Annotated in this window: 25 protein-coding genes and 2 tRNA genes; 13 read left to right on the top strand and 14 right to left on the bottom strand. The window is 64.1% G+C overall.

Annotated features, from left to right (window positions below; translation table 11 throughout):
* Positions 1–42: 42 nt before the first annotated feature.
* From AAGD32_06930 to AAGD32_06880, 11 genes are all read right to left on the bottom strand, one after another.
* On the bottom strand, positions 43–630 hold the full coding sequence (locus AAGD32_06930; protein ID MEM8873977.1) for a cyclodeaminase/cyclohydrolase family protein: 588 nt from the start codon (positions 628–630) through the stop codon (positions 43–45).
* Between the two features lie 25 nt (positions 631–655).
* Positions 656–1,153 carry a response regulator gene (locus AAGD32_06925; GenBank protein MEM8873976.1) on the bottom strand — a complete coding sequence of 166 codons (498 nt, stop codon included), beginning with the start codon at positions 1,151–1,153 and terminating at the stop codon, positions 656–658.
* Positions 1,150–1,800, bottom strand: a complete 651-nt coding sequence (locus AAGD32_06920) for a DUF2064 domain-containing protein (GenBank protein ID MEM8873975.1) — start codon at positions 1,798–1,800, stop codon at positions 1,150–1,152. Before AAGD32_06920 ends, AAGD32_06925 begins: the two co-directional genes overlap by 4 nt.
* Positions 1,801–1,821: 21 nt before the next feature.
* A tRNA-Arg gene (locus AAGD32_06915) sits at positions 1,822–1,895 on the bottom strand.
* 44 nt (positions 1,896–1,939) lie between these two features.
* Positions 1,940–2,011, bottom strand: a tRNA-Gly gene (locus AAGD32_06910).
* 63 nt (positions 2,012–2,074) lie between these two features.
* Complete coding sequence (locus AAGD32_06905) at positions 2,075–2,557, bottom strand: polymer-forming cytoskeletal protein (protein ID MEM8873974.1); 483 nt, start codon at positions 2,555–2,557, stop codon at positions 2,075–2,077.
* 46 nt (positions 2,558–2,603) lie between these two features.
* A complete protein-coding gene (locus AAGD32_06900; GenBank protein ID MEM8873973.1) occupies positions 2,604–3,035 on the bottom strand; it encodes a polymer-forming cytoskeletal protein in 432 nt (143 codons plus the stop codon).
* A 147-nt stretch (positions 3,036–3,182) separates the two neighbouring features.
* On the bottom strand, positions 3,183–3,479 hold the full coding sequence (locus AAGD32_06895) for a hypothetical protein (GenBank protein ID MEM8873972.1): 297 nt from the start codon (positions 3,477–3,479) through the stop codon (positions 3,183–3,185).
* Positions 3,480–3,481: 2 nt separating this feature from the next.
* The gene (locus AAGD32_06890) at positions 3,482–4,444 is read right to left on the bottom strand and encodes a sodium-dependent bicarbonate transport family permease (GenBank protein ID MEM8873971.1); all 963 of its coding nucleotides are present in this window, start codon (positions 4,442–4,444) and stop codon (positions 3,482–3,484) included.
* Between the two features lie 67 nt (positions 4,445–4,511).
* Positions 4,512–4,760 (bottom strand): hypothetical protein, encoded by a 249-nt coding sequence (locus tag AAGD32_06885; protein ID MEM8873970.1) that lies wholly within the window; start codon positions 4,758–4,760, stop codon positions 4,512–4,514.
* 8 nt (positions 4,761–4,768) lie between these two features.
* Positions 4,769–5,590, bottom strand: a complete 822-nt coding sequence (locus AAGD32_06880; protein ID MEM8873969.1) for a hypothetical protein — start codon at positions 5,588–5,590, stop codon at positions 4,769–4,771.
* A 77-nt stretch (positions 5,591–5,667) separates the two neighbouring features.
* Between AAGD32_06880 and AAGD32_06875 the strand changes: the two genes are divergently transcribed.
* Both AAGD32_06875 and AAGD32_06870 read left to right on the top strand, forming a co-directional pair.
* Positions 5,668–6,135: a hypothetical protein gene (locus tag AAGD32_06875; protein MEM8873968.1), complete on the top strand. Its 468-nt coding sequence runs from the start codon at positions 5,668–5,670 to the stop codon at positions 6,133–6,135.
* Positions 6,132–7,196 carry a DNA adenine methylase gene (locus AAGD32_06870; GenBank protein MEM8873967.1) on the top strand — a complete coding sequence of 355 codons (1,065 nt, stop codon included), beginning with the start codon at positions 6,132–6,134 and terminating at the stop codon, positions 7,194–7,196. Before AAGD32_06875 ends, AAGD32_06870 begins: the two co-directional genes overlap by 4 nt.
* A gap of 3 nt (positions 7,197–7,199) precedes the next feature.
* Here the strand turns inward: AAGD32_06870 and AAGD32_06865 are convergent, their stop codons facing one another.
* Genes AAGD32_06865 through AAGD32_06855 form a run of 3 tightly spaced genes read right to left on the bottom strand, consistent with a single transcriptional unit; the run spans position 7,200 to position 9,715 of the window.
* A complete protein-coding gene (locus AAGD32_06865) occupies positions 7,200–7,757 on the bottom strand; it encodes a response regulator (GenBank protein ID MEM8873966.1) in 558 nt (185 codons plus the stop codon).
* Positions 7,758–7,816: 59 nt separating this feature from the next.
* Positions 7,817–9,187 (bottom strand): ATP-binding protein, encoded by a 1,371-nt coding sequence (locus tag AAGD32_06860; GenBank protein MEM8873965.1) that lies wholly within the window; start codon positions 9,185–9,187, stop codon positions 7,817–7,819.
* A 12-nt stretch (positions 9,188–9,199) separates the two neighbouring features.
* Positions 9,200–9,715 carry a hypothetical protein gene (locus tag AAGD32_06855; GenBank protein MEM8873964.1) on the bottom strand — a complete coding sequence of 172 codons (516 nt, stop codon included), beginning with the start codon at positions 9,713–9,715 and terminating at the stop codon, positions 9,200–9,202.
* Between the two features lie 310 nt (positions 9,716–10,025).
* Here AAGD32_06855 and AAGD32_06850 point away from each other — a divergent pair, with 310 nt between their 5' ends.
* From AAGD32_06850 to AAGD32_06800, 11 genes are all read left to right on the top strand, one after another.
* A complete protein-coding gene (locus AAGD32_06850) occupies positions 10,026–10,634 on the top strand; it encodes a PEP-CTERM sorting domain-containing protein (protein MEM8873963.1) in 609 nt (202 codons plus the stop codon).
* Between the two features lie 268 nt (positions 10,635–10,902).
* Positions 10,903–11,664, top strand: coding sequence for a cytochrome c3 family protein (locus tag AAGD32_06845; GenBank protein ID MEM8873962.1), 762 nt, complete (start codon positions 10,903–10,905; stop codon positions 11,662–11,664).
* A 40-nt stretch (positions 11,665–11,704) separates the two neighbouring features.
* Positions 11,705–14,905 (top strand): TAT-variant-translocated molybdopterin oxidoreductase, encoded by a 3,201-nt coding sequence (locus AAGD32_06840; GenBank protein ID MEM8873961.1) that lies wholly within the window; start codon positions 11,705–11,707, stop codon positions 14,903–14,905.
* A gap of 90 nt (positions 14,906–14,995) precedes the next feature.
* Positions 14,996–16,447 carry an NrfD/PsrC family molybdoenzyme membrane anchor subunit gene (gene nrfD / locus AAGD32_06835; GenBank protein MEM8873960.1) on the top strand — a complete coding sequence of 484 codons (1,452 nt, stop codon included), beginning with the start codon at positions 14,996–14,998 and terminating at the stop codon, positions 16,445–16,447.
* A gap of 21 nt (positions 16,448–16,468) precedes the next feature.
* Positions 16,469–17,149 carry a DUF3341 domain-containing protein gene (locus AAGD32_06830; GenBank protein MEM8873959.1) on the top strand — a complete coding sequence of 227 codons (681 nt, stop codon included), beginning with the start codon at positions 16,469–16,471 and terminating at the stop codon, positions 17,147–17,149.
* A 47-nt stretch (positions 17,150–17,196) separates the two neighbouring features.
* Positions 17,197–18,057 carry a cytochrome c gene (locus tag AAGD32_06825; GenBank protein ID MEM8873958.1) on the top strand — a complete coding sequence of 287 codons (861 nt, stop codon included), beginning with the start codon at positions 17,197–17,199 and terminating at the stop codon, positions 18,055–18,057.
* A 47-nt stretch (positions 18,058–18,104) separates the two neighbouring features.
* Entirely contained in the window at positions 18,105–19,667 is a 1,563-nt protein-coding gene (locus AAGD32_06820) for a hypothetical protein (protein ID MEM8873957.1), read from the top strand.
* Between the two features lie 96 nt (positions 19,668–19,763).
* Positions 19,764–20,096, top strand: coding sequence for a hypothetical protein (locus AAGD32_06815; GenBank protein ID MEM8873956.1), 333 nt, complete (start codon positions 19,764–19,766; stop codon positions 20,094–20,096).
* A 50-nt stretch (positions 20,097–20,146) separates the two neighbouring features.
* Positions 20,147–21,049, top strand: a complete 903-nt coding sequence (locus AAGD32_06810; protein ID MEM8873955.1) for an SCO family protein — start codon at positions 20,147–20,149, stop codon at positions 21,047–21,049.
* An 18-nt stretch (positions 21,050–21,067) separates the two neighbouring features.
* Complete coding sequence (gene coxB / locus AAGD32_06805) at positions 21,068–22,162, top strand: cytochrome c oxidase subunit II (GenBank protein ID MEM8873954.1); 1,095 nt, start codon at positions 21,068–21,070, stop codon at positions 22,160–22,162.
* Between the two features lie 89 nt (positions 22,163–22,251).
* Positions 22,252–22,515 (top strand): hypothetical protein (locus tag AAGD32_06800; protein MEM8873953.1); only part of this gene is annotated, 264 nt, incomplete at its 3' end.

The raw sequence follows: 22,515 nt of genomic DNA, 5'->3' as shown, positions 1-22,515 counted from the left end.
GGCATTCGCCACGTCCCGCGTTTAGCAGTGCGACCGCACCGCTTAAGCTTCGTTCATGCGTGCATGAATCGCCGGCACGACGCGCTGAATCACCGCTGCGGCCTCATCGAGGAGTTTGGCGCAGTCGGCGCTGGCACGTTTCACGGTGTCATCGCTGGCGTCGGGGAGGTTGATGCGGACGTTGTAGATGCCGCAGCGGAGGGTGGCCATCGACAGTTCGCAACAGACGGCCAGGTCGGAGAGCAGCCACTTGTTGGCGACCGGAACGACCGACTCGGCGAGCCGCAGAACGGCCAAGGCGGTCGTCGCGATCGCCTGCGGAGCGGCAACGGCCAACGCCGCGGCGGCTTCGACCTCCCCCGCACCACCGCCGGACTTCTTCGTTTCGGTCAGCGATTGGTACGCGGTCTGGTCCTCGAGCACGAGTTGCTCGAACATCGCCCGAGCCCGATCGAGTTCGGCGATCGGTTCCGCGACCGAGTCGTCCTTGGTGTAACGCAACGTCATCGTCCCCATCGCCGCCCCGAGCGCGCCGACGAGTGCCGCACACGCCCCGCCGCCGGGAAACGGTTGCTTCGCCGCGGCGGCTTCAAGGAAGTCCTGAACGCTGACGGAAGTATCAATCGGCATGACACATCGTAACCATGCGGCCTGGTCAGACCTCTTCTTCGTCGTCGCCTTCGATTTCTTGCAGATACCCCAGCGCCCGTTCGAGTTCGGTCTTGAGATGCCGAACCCGCAGGAGGCTGCGAACGCGGGTGAGCAGCTCGAGTTTGTTGACCGGCTTGCTCACGAAGTCGTCGGTGCCGCACTCGTTGGCGCGCTCGATGTCGCCCAACTCGTGCAAGGCGGTGACCATCAGGACCTGGATGTCACGCGTGTCGGGATCGCTCTTGACCTCGCGACAGACCTGGAAGCCGCTGAGCTTGGGCATCATCACGTCGAGCAGCACGAGGTCTGGCTTGGACTCGCGGATCTTGGCCAGCGCTTCCTCGCCATCGGTCGCGGTGTCGATCTGCACCGGCAACGCTTCGAGAAACGCCTGGAGCAGCTCCAGATTTTGCAGGTTGTCGTCGACGATCAGCACGCGCGAGTCGGGCAGGAACGACTCGTGGTCGGCGAGGTCGGCGTGGGGGCTGTCCTGGCGGGTCATGCGTCTCCCATTGTCGCGGGGTCACCCAGGAAAGCCAATCCTTCCCGAAGAACCACGTCGTTCGGATCAACGCTGTCCGATAACCGCCCCAGCAACGCCCGCAGATCGGCGATCTCGTCGCAATCCCGCCAGGACTCGCCGATGAACGTGGTTGCACCAATCCTCGCGGCATTGGCCAGCGTCTGCTCATACTCCCGCCCGCTGGACCAATCCACGTCGCCAAACAATGACTCGATCGGCACGTCGGCGTTGACCCGCACGCACCAATAGCCGCCGTCGTCGGTGGGTGCGATCGCCACGTCGAACGGCTCTTGCATCACGTCGAGCAACGGCCCCGCCGGCAGGTCCGGCACGTCCGCCCCGAGAAAAAGCAGGTCGGTATCAGGTAGGTGTCTCCGAACATCAATCAGGCGGTCGCCGAGGTTCCCCGTGCCCTGCTGGATCGTCCGCACGTCCCCGAATCGCTCGACGAATGCAGCGGGGTCATCGACACAAAACACCGCAGCCGGAAGCCGGGTTGCGAGATGCTTTAGGAACGCCGCCTGCACATCCGCAGCCTGTGCGTGCGAAAGCGGCGGGCAGAGCCGCGTTTTCACGCGGCCAGGGACCGGAAACTTGCACATGATGACGGGAGTCGGCTCAGGCATGCGTGGAGCCTTGCTCCGCAGCGTTCCCGAGTGGGCTCGAACCACTAACCTTCGCCTTCGGAGGGCGACACTCTATCCAATTGAGCTACGGGAACAAACAAAATGACGAATGACGATGATCGTCACTCGTCATTGCGAAAGCGGGTGATGGGATTCGAACCCACGACATTCACGTTGGCAACGTGACGCTCTACCACTGAGCTACACCCGCGAGTGGTGTGTCGCCGAACGTGCCGATCGGCGGGCAAAGACAATACCCCGGTCCCGCGCCGAATCAAGCGGCTGACTCGTCCGGGTTTTCCTCGGCGACCACTTTTCCGTTCTCCCGCCAGGGCAGTGTGCTCAGGTCGCCGATTTCGTAGTACCCGTCGAGTTTCGCGCCACCGCCGATCGCGAGGCTCGGGGCTTTCACGTCACCGAGCAACTCGGCCTGCGGGCTCACCAGCACCGCCCCGTTGCTGAACACGTGCTTGGACTTCACCTGTCCCCGCAGGATCAGGGCACCGCATTTGATCGTGTCGGCGACGATCTGGCCTTTCTTCTCCACCGTCACCACGCCGACCGTCGCCAGGGTCCGACGGGCGTCGTACCGCTCGACCACGATGTCCTCGAGCTTCAACGGCTTGAAGCACTTGGAACATGTGATCGTCATGGCCCGGCGCGAGACTTCGTTCTCGCCGCCGCACTCGTGGCAGTGGATGAGGACCTTGTCGTCAGACCGTTCCTCTTTGAGTTTTTTGCTCGGCTGGCGGGCCACCGGGGCAGTCTAACGGGAAGCGTCGCGGACGCCTATCACCTGTCAACTACGACTTGTTGGAACCCTGATTCTGGGGCTGGTTCTGACCCGACGGGGCGGCGGGCCGGCTGATCCCAGGGCTGCCGCCACCCTTCTTGACCGCATCGGGACCGACCGAGACCTGCCCGACGAACACGGCGCCTTCTTCGACGACAAGCTTCGAGGCGTTGAGATCGCCCTCGTACTTGGCACTTGCCTTGAGTTCGACCTTGTCCGAGACGTTCAGGTTGGAGCGAACGTTGCCCTCGATAACGACGCTGTTGGCGTCGACATCGCCGGAGAGGTTGGCTTCCTTCGCGACATGGAGCTTGCCGGAGCTTTTGAGTTGGCCCTCGAACTTGCCCTGAAGGCGCAAGCCCTTGTCGAACTTCAGCTCGCCTTTGAACTCGGCGTCGGGGCCAATGATGGTCGGATATTCCTGATTGCCGGGCTCGGCCATGTTTTTCTCCGTGTCGGGAAAGGTGGGGTCAAAAAGCCGGGCATTGCACCCGGCGGGCCCCGGATTGTACCGACGGTCGGGACGAACGAAAGCACCACGGGGCTTGCGCGTCAACCGATGGCCGATGAGCCCGGCATGATCCTGTGGCTAATCATGGGTCACCCACGCGGCATCGCTGACCAAGCACATCCCGCCCCAGGTTTCCAGGATCGGCCGGGTCGCCGCGACCACCTTGTCCGCCACCGCCGGCTCGGCCGCGATCAGGAAGAGCACGTTGCTCCCGACGTCCATCGGCAGGTTCGCGGTCCGCCGCCCGCGATGGCCGCTGCCCTCGACGTCGGGGATCTTCGACCAGCCAGTCACCCGCGCGGCCGCCAAGGCCGACTCCAGCTCACCAGCCCCGGACGAATCCATCACGATCTCGATGCGTTTGATCGGCTGCATGGTCAGAAACCCCAAAGCGTTTGGATCAGCAGCCAGTAGAGCGGGATGCCGAGCGTGACGTTGAAGGCGAAGGTGATGCCCAGCGACATCGGCACGTACAACCCCGGCGACGCCTCGGGCATGGCGATCCGCATCGCGGCGGGAACGGCAATGTAGCTCGCCCCGCCGAAGAGCACCGCCAACAAAAGCGCGTCCCCGGGCGCGAGTCCGAGCACGTAAGCACACAAGACGCCGAGACTCGCCTGGACCGGCGGCGCGACGAGGGCGAACGTCGGCGGCAGCCAACCCGCGTCTTTCAGATTGCGCATCTGTCGACCCGCGAGCAGCCCCATGTCCAGCAGGAACACCGCCAACGCCACGTCGAACGCCCCGGCCAACGGCTTTCTCAGGCTCGCGGCGGCATCGGGCTGGGCGACGAAACCGACGACCATCGCCCCGACCAACAACACGACCGGCCCGCCGAGTAGCGCTTCGTGGAGCAGTGGTTTGAGCTTGAGATTGCCCCCGCCCTTGCCGAGCAGCACACCGGTGACGATGGCGGGTGACTCCATCAGCGCGAGCGCGGCGACCATGTAGCCGCCGTAAACCGCCGCCTCGAAGTCGAGAAACGCCAGCGCCGTGACGAAGGTGACGGCAGAGACGGACCCGTAACAAGCCGCGATCGCCGCCGCATCGGGCCGACCGAGCTTGAGCCGCAATAGCGCATACGCCCCGAGCGGGAACAGCGCCGACGCCGCCACCGACACGATGAGAACCCCCAGCACCATGCCGACTTGATCCCCTTCGACCGCCCGCAGTCCGATGCCGCCCTTGAACCCGATCGCCAACAGCAGGAACAAGGCCAGTGCCTTGGGAATCGGCGGCGGGATTTCGAGGTCCGACCGCAGGGTCGCGGCGATGATGCCGACGACGAACAACAAGATCGCCGGAGAAAGCAGGTTGTCGAGAAGCGCACCGACGTCCATGAACGGGCAGCGTAGGGCCGTCGCGGTGATCCGGATTACACACGGCCGCGTACGGACAGGCAAGAGGTCACGAGTCCGAGGCCGGTAGCTCCACGGTCGCGTACCGGATTCGACGCCGGCTCAGTAATCCGAGGACGTAAGACACGTCCAGCCGAACGATCGTCGGCGGACCGCTGGCGGTCGCACGGTAATGCGTCCGCAGCACGCGAATGTCGGCGGCGAGCATCGGAAGATGCGGGACGGCTTTGGCAGAGGCGTCGAACGGATCGCCGTCGGTCCGAACCACGTCCGCCTCTACGTTTTCGGTGTCCGCCATCGCCGCGATCACTCGGCGGGCTGGGTGGACGGCGTGGTCGTCGAGCCCTGACCCGGCATGGCGAACTCGACGTCGTAGCCCTTGTTGTCCATCGGCACCAAGCCCTGCTCGATCCACAGGCCGATCGCACGGAAGCGTTGGTCGTTGGTGCTGCGGAACATCGCGATGTCCTGACCGCCCGGCGGTTTGGGATGAGGCGTGTCGGCAACGTTGGCCGGTAGCGAGTACTGGAGCAGCAGCGAATCGATCGGCCGCTGACGGTCGATCATCTTCTTCATCCCGCCGCCGAACATCCCCTCGCCCTCGACTTCCTGCTCGAACGTCGCCAGGTTGTAGAAGTTGGTGTAGGCGACGTTCTCGTTCTGGGCGTTTCGGTACAGTTGGAGCCCGCCGACCGGCTCGGTGCCGCCGTGACAGCCGGCGCTCGCGCAGCCCTGCAACACGATCGGCTGCACGTTCTGCCGCCAGACCCGCATCGACGCCGGGTCGTTGCGGATGACCAGATCGTTGAGCAAGTCGGGGTCGTCGGTGTTGCGGATGATGTACAACGCCTTTTGCAGGTCCGTGCCGCGGGAGAAGTCGCGCAGCTCCATGCCCTGCTTGCTTTCGACGAACCGGCGGATCAGGTTGTTGGTGAAGCGGAAACCGACCCCCGTGTCATCGTCGCGCAGCTCGGCGCGGCGGATGGCTTGAACGTCGGCATTGGAGAGGTAAGCCTCCGGGCCGCGTGCCGTCTGACGATTCTGGGCCGCCCAGCTGTTCGAGAGCGCGACGGCGCCAACGACGCCAAGAACACAGGTGGCCAGGACCGTTCGCTTGAGCTTCCGCATGATTTGAAGCTTAAACGACCTGGCCGGCTGCGCAAAGCAGAGAAACCCTTCACGCCCACAACGCCGTACTATTCGACATGCGGCGTGAAACGAAGATCAACTGGATCATCGTGGCCATCCTGATCGTCGGCAGCGTTCCAGGCGCGGTGCGGGTGTGGTACAAGCGCTACACCGAGGACGGCCGACGGGTGGCCCTGCCCGACACCGCCCGGCCGGAAGTGCCGTACATGCTGCCGGTCGAGACACCGACCAAGGACCGCATCGTCCCGCCGCTTACCGCACAGTGGCTGGCGAGCCTCGCCGACGCCCGCCTCGGTGACAACGTCGCGATGGCCCACCGCATGAACCCGCAGCTCACGATCGAAACCGTCGCCGAAGCACCGGGTAAGACCCTGGAGATCGCCTGGAACGGCGAACTCGCCGCGACGTGGATCGCCGGCGGCGCGACACGCATGCCACTGCCCGACGCGATCCGCATGGAGCTGCGCGACTACGGCTACGTCAAACCACCCAGAGCCGTCGCCCTGCGGGTGGTGGGCGGATGATCAAGTACCTCGGGTCCAAGCGCACGCTGTTGCCAGTGATTCTCAACGCCGTGGGCAAGCTTGCCGATGTGCGGACCGTGACGGACCTGTTCAGCGGAACGGCGCGGGTCGGGCATGCGCTCAAGGCGGCGGGGTACGCGGTACGGAGCAACGATCACAATGCTTACGCGGCAACGTTGGCGCGGTGCTACGTGCAGGCCGATGACGATTGGGCCGACGACGCGGCGAAGCTGGTGATGGAGTTCAACGCGCTCCGGGGCGAGCCGGGGTACTTCACCGAGACGTTCTGCGAGAAATCATGGTTCTTTCAGCCGAAGAACGGCGCACGGATCGACGCCATCCGTGAAGCGATCGCGGCGAAAGGCCTGCCGCCGGAACTCGAAGCGGTCATCCTCGTGTCGTTGATGGAGGCGGCCGATCGCGTCGACTCGACCACCGGCGTGCAGATGGCGTATCTCAAGCAGTGGGCACCGCGCTCGCACAACGCCCTTGAGCTCCGCGTCCCCGTCCTGCTACCTCGTGCCCGACACGGCAAAGGCGAAGCTCATCAACTCGACGCCGTCGATGCCGCCCGCAAGCTCGAGGCCGATGTCGTCTACCTCGACCCTCCGTACAACCAACACTCGTACTTGGGCAACTACCACGTTTGGGAATCGCTGGTCCGCTGGGACAAGCCGGCGGTCTACGGCAAGGCGTGCAAACGCGTCGACGTGCGGGAAAGGCGGAGCTTGTTCAACAGCCGACCGAAGTTCGCCGAAGCCTTCGAGCAAGTCCTCCGCAACATCCGGTGCCAAGCGCTGATCATTTCGTTCAACAACGAGGGCTACCTCGATCGGGTTGCGATGGAGGCGCTGCTCGCCGAGGTGTTCCCGGGCCGCGCGGTGGTCACGCTCGAGAACGACTTCAAGCGTTACGTCGGTGCCCAGATCGGCATTCATGACCTGACCGGCAAGAAAGTCGGCAAGGTCAGCCACCTGCGGAACAAGGAGTTCCTTTACGTCGTCGCCGCGCCGAGCGTAGCGGAACGCGTGGTCACGGAAGAGCCGGCGTTGTTTGCGTGATCGTCAATCGACCGGCGGGTACTTCGCGAGCTTGCGCTGCAACGACCGGCGGTGGATGCCGAGCTTGCGGGCGGCCTGGCTGATGTTGCCGCCGCAATCGTGGAGGATGCGCTGCATGTAGTCCCACTCGACGCGGGCCAGGCTCGGCGTGGTCTCGTCGGCGGCGAGGCGGGCGGCCTTGTCGACGTCTCGACTCCGCTCGAACGCCGCAACGATCTGGTCGGCGTCGACGGGCTTGGTCAGATAGTCGATCGCGCCGGCACGGGTCGCCTCGACGGCGTGGGCGATGGAGCCGTAGCCGGTGAGCAGAACGATCTGCATGTCAGGGTCGAGCTTGGCGAGATCGCCGATGAGTTCGAGGCCGGATTTGCCGGGCATGCGTTGGTCGAGCAACGCGTAGTGGGGTTGCTGCTGCTTAGCGACCTTGACGGCCTCAGCAGCATCGCCGGCCTGGCAGACCTCGAAGCCGCGGGCATCCATGGCTTTGGCCAGTCGGCGACGGAAAATCTCGTCGTCGTCAACGAGCATCAGCCGGTGGTTGTCATCGGTCGTCTCAGTCATGGGGGTGATCTCGGACGTGGGGATTGTGAGCGTGGCCATAACGCGACAATCTTATCTGATTAAGGCCCGTTTGTCGCGTTCATGGGCTGATCCACCGACTCATCAAGTGCGGCATTTCGCCCCGCCGCTGGGGGTTCGACGTGCGGCCGGGTCGCCGCGCCCGCGGCGAGCGGCAGGCGCATCGTCACCGCCGTACCTTCGCCCGGCGTCGAGTCGATTTCAAGCACGCCATCGTTCCGTTCCGCCGTGAGTCGTACAAGAAAAAGCCCGAGCCCCATCCCCTTGCCCGGTGGCTTGGTCGTGAAGAACGGCTCGGCGGCACGACGGAGCACTTCCGCGCTCATCCCCTCGCCATCGTCACGCACCTCCAACCGAACCGTGCCGTCGACCTGCTTGGCCGTGAGCGTCACCCACGCATCGGGCGGCGAAGCGTCGAAGGCGTTGCGGATCATGATGACCAGCGCTTGCTCGAGCACCCTCGGCTGCACGCCGATCGGCGGCACATCGGTCGCGACCACCGCGAGCCGTTCGGCACGATCGCCCAGCGAACGCTGCACCCCCGCAAGAACATCTTGCCATTCGGCGTGCCGCTTGCTGAGCGCCGCCCCCTCGGCGATCTCGCCACGCATGCGGTCAATGACGTTGCGGCAGCGATCGACCTCGGACTTGATCAGCCGGATGTCCTCGCGGACGTCGCCGTCGGTTTGGTGCTCGAGTTCCCCGACGACGATGTTGATCGTCGCCAACGGCGTGCCGAGTTCATGGGCGGCACCGGCGGCGAGCGTGGTCAGACCTTCGTTGCGGAGGGCGCGCTCGTGCGCCTCCGCAAGATCAAGCTCGCGGCGTCGCAACGCGGCCAGCACCCGTGCCGTGAAGTAGACGATCAAACCGCCGATCAACAGGAGTGCGACCCACTGCCCCCCGACACGAACGCTGCGGGAAAATGCGTCCTCGTTAAACGGCACCCACCAGATCGTGAGCGACCCGTAACACAGGGCCGATAGGAACAGCACCGCCCAGGCGCCGCGCGTGCCGAGCATGACCGTCGCCAGGGCGACGTGCACGAGGTACAGCATCGAGAACGGGTTCTCGGCACCGCCGGTGAACGCGAGCATGATCGTCAGCAGCATCACGTCGAGAACAATCACCGCCGGGACGAGCCGATCGGAGATCGAACGACCTTTGCCCGTCACGGCGACCCGCGCGACCGACGGGCCGACCATCCGGCGACGCCGCGACCAGAGCAGTGCGAGATTCGTCAGGACAGTCACCGACACCACGGCGAACACCGCCGGCAAATGCACGGTCAACCCCACCGCCATCTCGGCAACCAGCACCGCCAATAGCTGCCCCGCGACCGCAACCCAGCGCAGACGTTCCAACCACGTCAGCGCGATTGATGGCGAACGCTCGGTGCTCAATTTGGTCATGGAAAAGTGAGACTACGCCGGTTCTTCGTAAACGGCTGCGTCATCGTGTCCGCCCACCGGATGAAGCATCGCGACGCCGGTCGGATAGAAGACGAGGAAGACGATCAACGCACAAGCGGCAATGAAGCCCGAGACCACCGGGGTGCCGCTGACGATCCAGCCGAGTTGTGCGATGAGGCCACCCGTGACGAGCACCACCCACAGCGGAATCGACCCCTTGAGAAAGTTGGCCGGCGAGACGGGCTTGCCTTTGTAGAACTCCGAAAACGCGGACCGGCGAAAGAGCAGGGCCGCTGGCACACCGAAAGTCAACCACGCGCACGAGGCAAGCATGAACCACATGTTGACCTCGGGGCTGGAAGTCTCGGCCAGAAGCGACGTCCAGATCCCGATGACGCTGGCAAGAGCCGGAAGCCCGCCAAGCCCGAGATAAACGCCCCACGCGGTAAGCATGGCCATATTGACCGCCTCGCGTTGGTCGGTGTCCAGTTTCGTGGTTGGTACGGCGGGGACGGATGCGGTGGCCATGGTCTGCGAACGTATATCGGTCGGCCGGCGGGGGCAACCGTGGTGATCAGAGGTGCTTTTCACGAAGAATATTCTCGAAAACGCCAACCACCTCCAACACCGCTTGGCGGGCGCTAACGAGGGTCGATGGCTTCACACGCGTCACAGCATTCCCAGAATGACATGCATGACCCTTGCGGGATGAACCTGTCGGGGCGGGCGCATGATTTCGCACCTTGACACATGGCGCGGGCGCGTCATCATGATTTGCTGTAACAGTTTCACCGGCCCGCCGCTCCGCGGGCCTCAATTTTTTCTCAGAGGAGAAACCATGTCCATCCGCACATCCATCGCTTCGGTCGCCGCTGCGACCGCTTTCGCCGTCACCGCCTCGGCCGGTGCCCAAGTCATCGCCGTCGACTACACCGGCAGCGTCGCACCTGACTTCGAGTTCGACGCTTTCGGCGGCAACACCACCCCCGGCCCTGACGGCCTCACCGCGATCATTCCCGGTGTCGACGCCCCGGCCTCGAACTTCGGCGGCACCGGCACCAATGTCAGCCTTGACGCCAACCCCGTCCCGGCCGCCGGCAGCACCATCAACGTCACCGCCAAGCTGGAAGACGGCAACGTCGGCGACACACTGGTCGTCGCATTCATCGAAGACGGCGAAGTTTTCAGCTACGGCTTTGCCACGGCCGACCTGAACGGCTCGACCTTCACCACGCTGAGCCTGCCGATCGAGAGCTTCTTCTTCAACAGCGGTGACGGAGCGTTCTCCGGCACCGGCATCACCGAAGCCAGCTTCCAGACGCCCTTCGGCGGTACGGACGCGCTGGCCGTGACCGTGGCCAACATCTCGTTGACCGCCATCCCCGAACCGGCGAGCCTCGGCCTGCTTTCGGTCGCCGGCCTTGGTCTGGTGCGTCGTCGCCGCTAAGCGACTTCGACAGATTCCGACCTTCCGACTTCGCCGTCCGTGTTCCGCCTGGAACGCGGACGGCTTTTCATTTGCCGGGCCGGCTTGGTGTGGCGGATTGCCACAGTCATCTTCGGGAGTAATGGGGTGCAGTGAGCCGGGCCGATCCTTACAGTCTGCCGCACACGAATTATATTGTGCTGCCCCAGTGCGCCCGGCGCTTGGAGTGTGGCGATTTGTGCGTATGCTGCGACCCGTTTCGTCCCCTTAGTTTCCGCCGTCGACGCTCATGGCCAAGTCCTCTCAACCCTCCGACAAGCCCGCAGGCCGTTTTCAGTTCCCGCGGTGGGCCAACTTTCTTCTGCCATTCATCGTGTTAAACGCCGTCGGGGCTGCGGTTTATGTTCCGACGGTCGTTTTCAGTGCCTTGAACCCGACCACGCTCAACGTGGGCTACCGCCCGGAGCAGCCGGTGCCGTACAGCCACGCGTTGCACGTCGGCCAACTCGGGATGGACTGCCGGTACTGCCACACGACCGTCGACGAAGCCGGCTTCGCGGCGATCCCGTCGACGCAGACCTGCATGAACTGTCACACGGCTGTCGAGACCGAATCGCTCAAGCTCGCCCCGGTCCGCGAATCCTGGGAAACCGGCCAGCCGATCGAATGGACCAAGGTTCACGACCTGGCCGACTACTCGTACTTCAACCACTCGGCCCACATCAACAAGGGCATCGGCTGCTACAGCTGCCACGGCCGGGTCGATCACATGGGCGAGGAAGGCGTCTACCAGGCCGAGCCGCTGAACATGGGCTGGTGCCTCGACTGTCACCGCCAGCCGGAGAAGTTCATCCGCCCGATCAGCGAAGTGACCAACATGGACTACCACCTCGGCAAGGGCGGCACCGAAGAAGGCGGCCCGGGCGACCTGGTCGTCATGGGCGACGAAACCCCCGAGGAAGCCCAACTCCGCGTCGGCAAGATTCTTGTCGAGCAGTACAACATCAAGGACCAGGCCTACATGACCGCCTGCTCCACGTGTCACCGTTGAACGGGACTTGAAGACTCAGATTCGAGACAGCAGAGCCGCAATGCACCAGCCTTCTGACCCATCCGTATCGCCGATCGAATCGCCCAACGCGGGATACTGGCGCAGCCTGGCCGAATATGCCGACTCGCCGGAGATTCAGGAGAAGCTGGCCAACGAGTTTCAGGACTACGACCCCGACGAGCTGCGGCGGATGTCGCGTCGCGGGTTCATGAAGTACGCCGCGGCCGGGATGGCGCTGGCGGGCATGACCCTTAGCGGCTGCCGGCGTTGGCCCAAGGAAGTGCTCGCCCCCTACTCGGCGATGCCGCGCGATCGCGTCCCCGGCGTGCCGGAGTACTACGCCTCGATCCACGAATACGGCGGCGTGGGTCGCCCGGTGCTCGTGTCGAGCTTCGATGGCCGACCGATCAAGCTCGAGGGCAACCCCGAACACCCGATGACCGCGACCGCCGGCGGCAGGTGGGGCGCTTCGGGCACGATCACCCAGGCGAGCATTCTCGACCTCTACGACCCCGACCGATCCAAGAACGTCATCGACCGTAGCGGCCCGCAAGCCCGTCGGGCTTCGTTCGCGGAGTTCGAGCAAGCCTTCGCCGACGCCAAGTCGACCGGCCAAGTCGCGGTTCTCGCCGAGCACACCTCCTCGCCCACGGCCCGCCGGCTATTGGCCGAGCTCGAAGCATCCGGCGTCGAGGTCTACCGCTACGAACCGTTGAGCCGGTGGCAGGAAACCGAAGCGGCCAAAGCCGCCTTCGGCGTTGCCGGTCGACCGATGCTCAAACTTGATCAGGCCGACGTCATCGTCAGCTTCGACGACGATTTCCTCGGCCTGCACCCGGCAGCCATCCGCTACGCCGGCGATTGGGCCAAGTCGCGCCGCGCCGTCGACGAAACGGGCACGATGTCGCGCACCTACGTCGCCGAGACGACGCTGACCAACACCGGCGCGGCCGCCGACGTCCGCGAGCCGGCCAACCCGGCCAAGCTCGTCGCGATGATCAACGCCCTGACCACCGCGCTCGACGGCGGCACGGTGAGCGGCCTCGACGAATACGCCACAAAGTTCGTGAAGAGCGCCGCCAAGGATCTCAAAGCGGCTGGCGCGCGAGGCGTCGTGACTGCCGGTGCCCACCTGCCCGTCGATGTGCAGGCCGCCTGCATGGCACTTAATGCCAAAATCGGCTCGGTCGGCACCACGATCACGTTGCTCTACGTTCCGGAAGACGCACTGCCGCCGTCACCCGAGGAAATCGTCGAACTGGCCGGCAAACTCAGCGCTGGCGAGATCAACGGCCTGGTCATCCTCGGCGGCAACCCCGCCTACGACGCTCCGGCCGAGCTGGCCTTCCGTGACTTGCTCATCTCGGTTCCGTTCACCGCCCACCTCTCGCAGGACGACAACGAAACCTCGGGCGTCTGCAAGTGGCACCTGCCGCGGGCCCACTACCTCGAATGCTGGGGCGACGCGCTGGCCTACGACGGCACGCCGTCGGTCCAGCAACCGCTCATCCTGCCGCTGTACAACGGCATGTCGATGGTCCAAACGCTGGGCATGCTGCTCGGCCAGGACTTGGGCGACGGGATGGCCGCGGTCGCCCAGACGTGGGCTCAGACCTGGGGACTGGACAAGAAGGCGTGGCAAAAGGTACTGCACGACGGCCTGCGCCCACTTGCCGGGTTTGCCACGGCCAACGCGGTACCCCAAAACGTGCCGGCCCCAGCGATGCCCGAGCCGCAAGGCATGGCATTGCGGTTTGTCCAGCACGACACGATCTACGACGGCACCCATGCCAACAACGGCTGGCTCCAGGAAGCGCCCGACCCGCTGACCAAACTCACCTGGGACAACGCCCTGCTGATGAGCCTGGCCGATGCCCGCGAGGTACTCGGCATCGACCCGGGCAGGTACAAGACCGACGACGCCCCGATGGCCAACGTGACGGTCAACGGCACGACGGTGAAGCTGCCGGTCTACCTCTTGCCCGGCCAACCCAGGGGATGCGTGAGCGTGGCGGTCGGCTTCGGCCGGACCCGCGCGGGCAACATCGGCGGCCTCACAGCGGCCAACGTGTCACCCGTGGGCTTCGACGTTTATCCACTCCGCTCGGCCGGCAACTTCTACCTCGCTGACGCCGTCGTCGAGCCGACTTCCGACACCCACGTGCTGGACTCCACCCAGGAACACTACATCGTCGGTGATGTCAAGCAGTACGGCAAGAACAAGCGACTCGGCACGATCGGCAAGCCCGGCAAAGTGCTTCGCGAAGCCACGCTCGCCGACTTCCAGAAGAACAAGTACGCCCCGCACAAGGGCCAGCACGGCGGCGTGGCCCTGCAACTCTGGGAGCCGCCCAACCAGTTCAACACCCCCCACGCCTGGGGCATGTCCATCGACATGAACGCCTGCGTCGGCTGCAACGCCTGCGTCATCGCCTGCCAGTCGGAGAACAACATCCCCGTCGTCGGCAAGGAAGGCGTCCACATGAACCGCGAGATGCACTGGCTGCGCGTCGACCGGTACTTCAAGACCAAGTGGACCGACGACAAGAAGACCAACCTCGATCCGGACGCCGAGCGTCCGGAGGTCACGCACCAGCCGATGATGTGCGTGCACTGCGAGAACGCGCCGTGTGAGCAGGTCTGCCCCGTCGCCGCCACCGTGCACGACACCGAAGGCCTCAACACGATGGTCTACAACCGCTGCATCGGCACGCGGTACTGCTCGAACAACTGCCCGTACAAGGTCCGCCGGTTCAACTACCTCGACTGGCACTACAAGGATCCGCGCAAAGGCACGCTCTCGGCCCTGTACCCCTGGCTCCCCGACCAACAGCAGGGCGACGCGATCGACGCGGTCCAGCGGATGGTCATGAACCCCGACGTCTCGGTCCGCATGCGTGGCGTCATGGAGAAATGCACCTACTGCACCCAGCGCATCCAGGCGGTCACGATCAACAAGCGCAACGAGTGGGCCAAGGGCAACGCCGACAGCGAGATCGTCGACGATATGGAGATCATCACCGCCTGCCAGCAGGCTTGCCCGACTCAGGCGATCGTCTTCGGTGACCTCAACCAGGCCGACCAGACCGTCACGAAAAACCAACGCAAGCCCCGCGCCTACGGGGTCCTGGAAGAACTCAACACCCGACCGCGCACGAAGTACCTCGCGGTGATTCGCAACAAGCCCGAAGAAGATAAGTCGGAAGGCGGTAGCGAGAAGACGGACGTGGAACAGGCATAACGCCGTCCTTTCTCCGTTTCGCACGCCGCATTCCTCAGTCCGCATTTCCTTATGGCAACGATCCCCTCACAGCCCGGACTCATCGACCGCATGCGCGGGTACAAGCCGTTCTACCCGGACAATCTGGGCGAGCCGGTCAGCGGGCGTGAGCCGTTGGTGCTCGGACCACCGGCCGAGTCGTTCGGCGCGGTGACCGAGGTCACGACCCGGCAGAACTTCAAGCTGCCGTCCTACCGCTGGCTCGGGGCGTTTGCCGTCGCGTTCACGCTGCTGCAACTGCTGCCGCTGACACAGATCTATCTCTTCGCGGCGGGTCCGGGTGTGTGGGGCAACAACAACCCCGTCGCGTGGGGCTTTCCGATCGTGAACTTCGTGTTCTGGGTCGGCATCGGCCACGCCGGCACGCTGATCTCCGCGATCCTCTTCCTGCTCCGTCAGAACTGGCGTACGTCGATCAACCGCTTTGCCGAAGCGATGACGATCTTCGCGGTCATCTGTGCGGGCATGTACCCGGGCATCCACATCGGTCGGCCCTGGCTGGCGTACTGGCTGTTCCCGATCCCGAACCAAATGGCCATGTGGCCGCAGTTCCGCTCGCCGCTGATGTGGGACGTGTTCGCGGTGTCGACCTATGCGTCCGTCTCGGCGTTGTTCTGGTACCTGGGCATGGTCCCGGACTTGGCGACGCTGCGTGACAAAGCCAAGACCCGCATCCAGCAGGTCGCTTATGGCGCCCTCTCGCTCGGCTGGAACGGCTCGGCCCGCCACTGGCACCGCTTCGAGAAGATGTACCTGCTCCTCGCGGCGCTCTGCACGCCGCTGGTGCTCTCGGTCCACTCGGTGGTGTCGTTCGACTTCGCGGTCTCGCAGCTGCCCGGTTGGCACACGACGATCTTCCCGCCGTACTTCGTCGCCGGTGCCGTGTTCGGCGGCTTCGCGATGGTGCTGACCCTGGCGATCCCCGCCCGCTGGCTCTTCGGCCTCGAGGGCGTGATCACCAAACGCCACATCGAAAACATGAACCGCATCCTGTTGCTCACGGGCTGCATCGTGTCCTTCGCCTACATCACCGAGTTCTTCATCGCCTGGTACTCCGGGCACCACTACGAGCAGTTCCAGTTCCTCTACCGCCCGTTCGGCGACAAGGCGTTGTTCTTCTACGCGATGATGTTCTGCAACGTGATCGCCCCGCAGGTGCTCTGGTCGAGCCGGATGCGTAAGAACCTCTGGGTCACGATGGCGGTGGCGATGTGCGTGAACTTCGGGATGTGGTTCGAGCGGTTCGTGATCATCATCATCTCGCTCGAAGCCGACTTCCTGCCCAGCAGCTGGGGCGCGTTCTGGCCGACGTGGGTCGACTGGGCGATGTTCGCCGGCACGTTCGGGCTGTTCTTCACGAACATGCTTCTGTTCGTTCGCGTCGGCCCGATCATCGCGCTGGCGGAGGTCAAGTCGATCATGCCCCAGGCCCACATCGGCCACTCGACCCACGAGACAAACGCTCACCCCGAAGCCAAAGAGGACATGCACCCCGAGAAGTAACCCTCGGACCGAGGTCTCCCCATGAGCACCACTGACGACAACCCCACCCTCGAGACCGCCGACGTCGAGCTGCGCCGCCAAACGAGCCCGCTCTCAACACCGGACTCCCTCGATTACTCGATCGACTCATCGCTCGACCAGGAGCGCGAGGAAACGGTCGGCATCTTCGGCGAGTACGACACGGTCGACGGCGTCGTCGCCGCCGCCAAGGCCGTCCGCGAAGCCGGGATCACCAAGTTCGACGTCCACACGCCCTTTCCCATCCACGGCATCGACGATGTCATCGGCATCAAGCCGACGATCCTGCCGTGGATCGTGCTGGGCGCGGGGCTCTCGGGCATGGCCGGCGGGTTCTTCCTCACGATGTACACCCAGGGCGCGTTCGGCTCCTTCGATTCGCTGCTCTCACTCGCACCGTACGAATACCTGATCTCGGGCAAGCCGCTGAACTCGCTGCCGGCATACATCCCGGTGATCTTCGAGACCACGATTCTCGCCGCGGCCTTCACGGCTGGCCTCGGCATGCTGCTGCTCAACGGGCTGCCGATGCTCTACAACCCGCTGTTCAAACATGAACGTTTTCGCCGGGTCACCGACGACCGCTTTTTCGTCGTGATCGACGCCAAGGACAAGAAGTTCGACCAGGCCCGCGACATCCTTGAGGACTCGTCGCCGTTGGCGATCGAAGTGGTCAAGGACTGACCGAAAGGCCCGCCGGTCGCCGTTCCAAGTTCGCACCTGATACACCCATGTCCCGCACTCCCCTCGATCACGATTACGCCCCGAAAGGGTTGATGCGCAGCGCGTTGCAAAACCCGGCGTTCAGCTTTGCGATCGGTGCGTTGCGTCGATTCCGTCGGCCGCCGTTCCTGCTGCTCGGGTTCGCGGTTGCGGGGATCATCGCGTCGTTCATCCCGATCACCTGGAGCGTGTACTACCGCTTTGCCAAAAGCCCTGATCCCCGGCCGCACCTGTTCCTCGATATGGATAACCAGGCCAAGTACAAGGCCCAGGCCCCGTCGCCGGTCTTCGAGGACGGTCGGGCCATGCGGCTGCCCGTGCCCGGCACCGTCGCCCGCGGCGAGCTGATCGAAGATGAGAAATACGCCCTCGGCTACGTCATGGACGGCCAAGGCAACGTTACCTGGGTCGAGGGCATGCCCGACGGCCTTGAGGTCGACGAAAAGTTCATGAAGCGTGGCCAAGAGTTGTACAACCGATTCTGCTGGCTGTGCCACGGGTACGACGGCTACGGGAACGGCCCGATCCACGTCCGTGCGGTCAAGGGCCAGAACGCCCTTTGGGTTACACCCAGCAACCTGCACGACGAAACCCGTCTGGGCCGGGCCGACGGACACCTGTACAACACGGTCAACAACGGCATTCGCAACATGGCCGGCTACGGCACGCTCATCCGCGACCCCAAGGATCGCTGGGCCGTGGTGGCCTACGTCCGGGCGTTGCAACTCTCGCAAGCGGTGCCGGCCGGCGAGGTCGACCCGTCGCTCGTCGCCAACGCCCCGGTCCAGCCGGCACTGACCAACGGCAAGCCGCCGGTGGTGGAAGAGCCGGCGGAGGAAACGGACACCGAGCAGGCCGCGGCCCGCTAGTTCGACACGGAACTTCGCACTTTCCCTTTCGCATTCAGCACCTTCACATGGCCCACGCCCCCACCACCCCGCCCGACTCCGTGAACGAGAAGCTCAATGCCGACGGGCTCAAGTTCTTCCTGCTCGCCGGCGGCGTGATCGGGCTGATCAGTGCGTTCATCACCTGCTGGTTCTTCGGTGGGCTTCGGCAGTTCTACCTGTCGTACCTGATGGCGTATGTGTTTTGCCTGAGCTTCGCGGTGGGCGGGCTGTTCGTGGTGATGCTGCAGCACGCGACCAAGGCCGGCTGGTCGGTCGTGGTGCGGCGCGTGCCCGAAGCGCTGGCGGGGTCGTTCCCGATCCTCGTGTTGCTGGCGTTGCCGTTGGTGGTGTCGGTGTTCCTGCCCGGGCGGATCGAGATCGCCAAGGTCGACACCGAGGTGGCCGGCGAGAACTGGGCCGCGCACAAGATGTTCGAGAAGATGCCCAACCTCTACCCCTGGGCGTCCGGCCCCGGCGATCCGTACGCCGGCGGTCACGGCGATGATGACAGCGACAGGCACGATCACGGTGACGATCACGGCAGCGGCGAGGAAGTCTCCGCCAACGACTTCCCGGCCGAGTACGTCGCCGCGGATGCCGCCGGTGACCATCACGCGGGCGATCATCACGTCGCCAAGCCGTTCACCGAGCTCGACCAGGTCGCCACCGTCGATGCGGTTTACAAGCACTTCATCTACGACGAGTACACCGAGGGTAAATCCGCTTACCTCAACGGCCCGTTCTGGACCGGTCGGCTGCTGATCTACCTCGGCGGGTTGCTCGTGCTGGGCAACTGGTACTACCGCACGTCGGTCAAGCAGGACACGGCCAAGGACCCCGAGCTTTCGATCAAGATGCGAGCTCGGAGCTATCCGGGCTTCCTGTTGTTCTCGTTGCTGGTTTCGCTGGCGGCGTTCGACCTGATCATGGCCGTCGATCCGCACTGGTACTCGACGATCATCGCGGTCTACTTCTTCGCCGGCTCGGCCGTGGCGATCTTCGCGACCATGGCGATCGCCTACTCGGTCATGCTCGGCAAGGGCCTGCTCAAGGACGCCGTCACGACCGAGCACCTTCACGACATCGGTAAGTTCCTTTTCGCGTTCGTGTTCTTCTGGGGGTACATCGCCTTCAGCCAGTACATGCTGATCTGGTACGGCGCCCTCGCCGAGGAGAGCACGTGGTTCGCCCGGCGTGGCGCGTCGATGGTGAGCGAGAACCTCGCGATCACCGCCCAGGGCACGATCTACGCGGCGGGCTTCTGGACGATCGTGGCTGCGGCGGTGCTGGTCGGTCACTTCATCATCCCGTTTGCCGGGTTGTTGAGTCGGCACGTCAAGCGCAACCGTGTGTTGCTCTCGTTCTGGGGTGTGTGGCTTTTGATCTTCCACTGGATCGACATCTACTGGCTGATCATGCCGGAGATGCCCGGCGGGCTTTGGTACAAGGTGCCGGTGGTGCCGATCCTCGCGACGGTCGGCGTCGGCGGGATCTTCGCGTTCTACGCCCTGGGCAACCTCACGGCGCACCGGTTGGTGCCCGCCAGCGACCCGCGGCTCCCAGAAAGCTTGGCTTTCCACAACATCTGATCGGTTTTGTTTGAAAGACGTGCGACCGATCGTCGCATGCGGCAAGTTCGGCTCGGTTTTTGGCGTAACGTTGGTCCGCAGAAAGAAGCATTTGTCATGGCAGCGATGAAACAGGGAATCAACGTGCCGGTCGTCTCCATGGTGGGACTGATCGCACTGCTGATCATGGTCAACCTCGTGCTGGGCGTGCAGGCTTGGTACTACTGGTCGACCGATCGACTGATGGCCGAACGGGCACAGGACGCCCGCGACCGTGACCTGCGCATGCTCAGCGAAGAGCAGACGGCGAACATGACCGCCGTCCGGTTCACTGACGATTCCAAGCAAACCGTGGCCGTGCCCATCGACATGGCCATGGACATGTGGCTCGACGCCAACGCGACCGACGGCACGACGCCCTCCTCCGGAGCGACCGCGTCGGTTGAGTAAATCAGAACTGAAAGTTCCGACGACCGAAGTAGTTAGTGTTATCCATGCCCATGAAGTGTCTCGCCGCCATCCTCGCCGCCACCACCTTGGCCGCCTCGGCCGGGGTTGCGTCCGCGCAGTACCAACGGCCCGACAGCTTCGACGCCCCGAACAACCGCGACTTCCTCGCACAACAAGACGCGGAAGAACTGTCGTACCTCAGGCTTGCCCAGGTCGGCACGGACATACCGTTGGACCTGACCTTTACCGACGAGACCGGTAAGGAAGTGAAATTCGGCGATTACTTCGACGGCACCACCCCTGTCATCCTGCAACTGGGTTACTACGAATGTCCACAGCTTTGCACGGAGATCAGCAAGGGCATCGCGGACGCGGTCAAGAACCTAACGCTCGAGGACGGCGAGTATCGCATCCTCACGGTCAGCTTCGACCCGAACGAAAAGTACACCCTCGGTGCGGCCAAGAAGACCACCACGCTTGACGCGGTCGGTCGGCCCGAGGTGTTCGACGACTGGCATTTCCTAGTCGGCACCCAGGACAACATCGACGTGCTCACCGAGTCGGTCGGCTTCGGTTACGGCTGGGTCGAGCTCGCCCAGGAATGGTCGCACCCGTCGGTCATCTTCATCCTCAGCCCGTCCGGCAAGCTCACCCGGTCGATTCCCGGCGTGGACTTCGACCCGCAAACGGTCCGGCTCTCGCTGGTCGAGGCCGCCGACGGGCGGGTCGGTACGTTCCTGGACAAGATCGCCCTCATCACGTGCTTCAGCTACGACGCGGGGATGGGCCAATACACGCCCAGCGCGGTGAAGCTCATGCGGTCGGCGGCGTTGCTGACGGTGGTGTTGATGGGCGTGGTGATCGCATACTGGCTGTTCCGCGAAAAGCGCGTCCGGACCGAAGACAACGCCGAGAAGGATCCGAAGGACACCGGCACGCCGGCGACGGCATAAGACCGAAAGACAAGAACCATGTGGACTGACTCGCTTTGCATCCTGCCCGACCTGATCGCAACCGCAGCCCCGGTGACCAACGACACCGGCTGGGGACAGGGCTTCATGCCCTTCGATGCCTCGTCCAGTGGCGATGACGTCGACTGGACGATGTGGATGATCAACTACATCTCGTTCTTCTTCGGCGGCATCGTGATCATCGCGATGGTCGCTTTCGCGATCATCTTCCGCCACCGCAAGGACGGGCCTCAGGAAGGCCGGGGTGCCTCGAACTCGACGACGCTCGAGATCACCTGGACGCTGATCCCGACGCTGATCGTGTTGGTCATCTTCACATTCGGTTTCCGTGGATACCTCTCCAGCCGATTCGCCCCGCCGGACGCGATCCAGATTTCGGCCAACGGCAAGATGTGGGCGTGGTTCTTCAGCTACCCCGACGCACTCGGCCAGGGTTCCCCCGAGTTGTGGGTGCCGGTCAACGAGCCGGTGCAAATCACGCTCGATTCGTCCGACGTGATCCACTCGCTGTACATCCCGGCGTTCCGCGTGAAGAAGGACGTGGTGCCGGGCCGGTTCAACACGCTCTGGTTCCAAGCCGACGTCGAGGGAACCTACGAACTGTTCTGTGCTGAGTATTGCGGCACGCTGCACAGCAAGATGGTCACCAAGGTCCACGTCGTGAGCCGCGAGGAGTACGACGCGAAGATGGAGGAGATCAGCAACCCCTACGCCGGCGGCGTGCCGTTCTGGGAGGTCGGCCAGAAGATTCACCAACAACAGGGCTGTGCCGCTTGTCACAGTATCGACGGCTCGGTCGGCACCGGCCCGTCGTGGAAGAACATCTGGGGCCAGCAGCACGAGATGGCCGACGGTTCACAAGTGCTCGTCGATCAGGAGTACATCACCGAGTCGATCCGCTATCCCGGTCGCAAGATCGTGGCCGGCTGGGGCAACGTGATGCCCTCCTACGCGGCCCAGCTTTCGGTCAAGGACACCATCGCGGTCGGCGAGTACATCAAGTCGCTCACCGACGGATTCACCATCGACGAGAACGGCGCGGTCGTCGCCGAGGACGGCACCGTCTCCGACCCACGCGAGGATTACGACGACTGATCCGGACCCACACCCCGCCTCGCTCCGCTTGACCGTGGAGCGCGGTGTTTTCCGAATAAGTTCTTGAGCGTTTGAAAGAGGATTTGAGCATGAGCACCATCAGCCAACCCGGCATCCTGACTGGGGTTCCCAAGCCCGAGACCGAGACCGAGCCGCAGGTCGACAACTACCTGACCTACGGCGACGAGAAAAAAGGCATCATGGGCACGATCTGGTCATGGGCGACGACCGTCGACCACAAGCGGATCGGCATCATGTACATGTTCACGGTGCTGGGCTTCTTCCTCGTCGGTGGCATCGGCGCGTTGCTGGTCCGCACCGAGTTGTTCACGCCCGACCCGACCCTCGCCGGG

The organism is Planctomycetota bacterium, assembly GCA_039182125.1.
Classification (GTDB): domain Bacteria; phylum Planctomycetota; class Phycisphaerae; order Tepidisphaerales; family Tepidisphaeraceae; genus JBCDCH01.
The sequence above is the reverse complement of the archived record's forward strand: the minus strand, read 5'-3'. Positions and strand labels throughout refer to the sequence as shown.

Coding starts and splice junctions, on each gene's coding strand:
- AAGD32_06930 (MEM8873977.1), bottom strand. CDS start 630: ATGCCGATTGATACTTCCGTCAGCGTTCAGGACTTCCTTGAAGCCGCC.
- AAGD32_06925 (MEM8873976.1), bottom strand. CDS start 1,153: ATGACCCGCCAGGACAGCCCCCACGCCGACCTCGCCGACCACGAGTCG.
- AAGD32_06920 (MEM8873975.1), bottom strand. CDS start 1,800: ATGCCTGAGCCGACTCCCGTCATCATGTGCAAGTTTCCGGTCCCTGGC.
- AAGD32_06900 (MEM8873973.1), bottom strand. CDS start 3,035: ATGGCCGAGCCCGGCAATCAGGAATATCCGACCATCATTGGCCCCGAC.
- AAGD32_06895 (MEM8873972.1), bottom strand. CDS start 3,479: ATGCAGCCGATCAAACGCATCGAGATCGTGATGGATTCGTCCGGGGCT.
- AAGD32_06890 (MEM8873971.1), bottom strand. CDS start 4,444: ATGGACGTCGGTGCGCTTCTCGACAACCTGCTTTCTCCGGCGATCTTG.
- AAGD32_06885 (MEM8873970.1), bottom strand. CDS start 4,760: ATGGCGGACACCGAAAACGTAGAGGCGGACGTGGTTCGGACCGACGGC.
- AAGD32_06880 (MEM8873969.1), bottom strand. CDS start 5,590: ATGCGGAAGCTCAAGCGAACGGTCCTGGCCACCTGTGTTCTTGGCGTC.
- AAGD32_06875 (MEM8873968.1), top strand. CDS start 5,668: ATGCGGCGTGAAACGAAGATCAACTGGATCATCGTGGCCATCCTGATC.
- AAGD32_06870 (MEM8873967.1), top strand. CDS start 6,132: ATGATCAAGTACCTCGGGTCCAAGCGCACGCTGTTGCCAGTGATTCTC.
- AAGD32_06865 (MEM8873966.1), bottom strand. CDS start 7,757: ATGACTGAGACGACCGATGACAACCACCGGCTGATGCTCGTTGACGAC.
- AAGD32_06860 (MEM8873965.1), bottom strand. CDS start 9,187: ATGACCAAATTGAGCACCGAGCGTTCGCCATCAATCGCGCTGACGTGG.
- AAGD32_06855 (MEM8873964.1), bottom strand. CDS start 9,715: ATGGCCACCGCATCCGTCCCCGCCGTACCAACCACGAAACTGGACACC.
- AAGD32_06850 (MEM8873963.1), top strand. CDS start 10,026: ATGTCCATCCGCACATCCATCGCTTCGGTCGCCGCTGCGACCGCTTTC.
- AAGD32_06845 (MEM8873962.1), top strand. CDS start 10,903: ATGGCCAAGTCCTCTCAACCCTCCGACAAGCCCGCAGGCCGTTTTCAG.
- AAGD32_06840 (MEM8873961.1), top strand. CDS start 11,705: ATGCACCAGCCTTCTGACCCATCCGTATCGCCGATCGAATCGCCCAAC.
- nrfD (MEM8873960.1), top strand. CDS start 14,996: ATGCGCGGGTACAAGCCGTTCTACCCGGACAATCTGGGCGAGCCGGTC.
- AAGD32_06830 (MEM8873959.1), top strand. CDS start 16,469: ATGAGCACCACTGACGACAACCCCACCCTCGAGACCGCCGACGTCGAG.
- AAGD32_06825 (MEM8873958.1), top strand. CDS start 17,197: ATGTCCCGCACTCCCCTCGATCACGATTACGCCCCGAAAGGGTTGATG.
- AAGD32_06820 (MEM8873957.1), top strand. CDS start 18,105: ATGGCCCACGCCCCCACCACCCCGCCCGACTCCGTGAACGAGAAGCTC.
- AAGD32_06815 (MEM8873956.1), top strand. CDS start 19,764: ATGGCAGCGATGAAACAGGGAATCAACGTGCCGGTCGTCTCCATGGTG.
- AAGD32_06810 (MEM8873955.1), top strand. CDS start 20,147: ATGAAGTGTCTCGCCGCCATCCTCGCCGCCACCACCTTGGCCGCCTCG.
- coxB (MEM8873954.1), top strand. CDS start 21,068: ATGTGGACTGACTCGCTTTGCATCCTGCCCGACCTGATCGCAACCGCA.